General features: G+C 52.8%; 1 protein-coding gene. It reads left to right on the top strand.

Features of this window, described 5'->3' with window-relative positions; all coding sequences use genetic code 11:
• On the top strand, window positions 1–950 hold a 950-nt coding region (locus tag ACDP63_RS24985; protein WP_409928870.1), incomplete at its 5' end, for a flagellar hook-length control protein FliK.
• Between the last annotated feature and the right edge of the window lie 97 nt (window positions 951–1,047).

The following is a 1,047-nucleotide window of genomic DNA, read 5'->3' as shown; positions in this document are numbered from 1 at the left end:
AGTTCGTGGTCTTGTATCTCGTCGGGGTCCAGCTGCTCATGCCCAAAGGTATCACGCTGGATTCGCAAGATGAATCCCGTCAGCCATTTGCGCAACAAAGCCAAGGACAAGCAACAATAATGCCGTTGATCGAAGAAGTCGAGAGAGCGATATCCGAGCCGCCGGATGGTGCCGATCGAAGATCGTCGAGAACGGAGATCCGGCTTCAATATCTCCCGGATCAGGACCGCGCCGATCACGCTGGTTCATCGAACAAAGCCCATACCCACGGCGACGCCTCCAGAGAATGTCACCCTCCCTACAATTTCACCAGAAGGTCATTTGGCGACGGATTTCTATACCTTGCCAAGGCATACGACAGCAAAATCGACATCGCCCTGCCGAATACCGAAATGCCTTCAAGACCTCCCCCTTTCTTCGCAGAGGATGTTTCTGGATCCAGATCTGACGCCGGTTACCTTGATATAAATTTCCAGGACGACAGCATATCCTTGAAGGATTATAATATAAGGGCTCCAAGCGCTGCTGAGATAAGTTCCACCGAACGGATCGGCAAGGCACCGGGTATTGATCCGCGCCAGGTCATGCGCCAAATCAGCGGAGAGGCCGCATCTGCGCACGCCGGGCGCATAGAGATTGTTCTTGATCCGGCAGAACTGGGGAAAGTTCGGATGGTTATATCGCCGGGCGAGAATCCAGCCGTCATCGTGCTTGCAGAGCGACAGGAAACGTTTGATTTCCTGAAAAGAAACATGGACTTACTGGCAAAGGAGCTCCGTGATGCCGGGCTTGCTGGCGCTGATATCTCATTTTCTGATGGAAAGGATGGATGGAGTTCGCAAAACAACTTTCCGACAAGAAAATCGGACTTCTTGAGGCAGGGTGACATCCGGCTGCAGCCAGAGCCGATAACGCCGCAAGAAAATACTGCAACCTCGCCAAATTCGTAACGGCCCGATTGTTACCGCCTGCCTGAGTTTGGGCTGATGGATTAAGGCACGTGCATAGTGACGTCGTTAATGACGTGTCTTATGCGGGTGTGGGGAT

It is taken from the genome of Paracoccus sp. P2 (assembly GCF_046335115.1).
Lineage (GTDB): Bacteria > Pseudomonadota > Alphaproteobacteria > Rhodobacterales > Rhodobacteraceae > Paracoccus > Paracoccus pantotrophus.
This window is presented reverse-complemented; position numbering and strand designations above follow the sequence as displayed.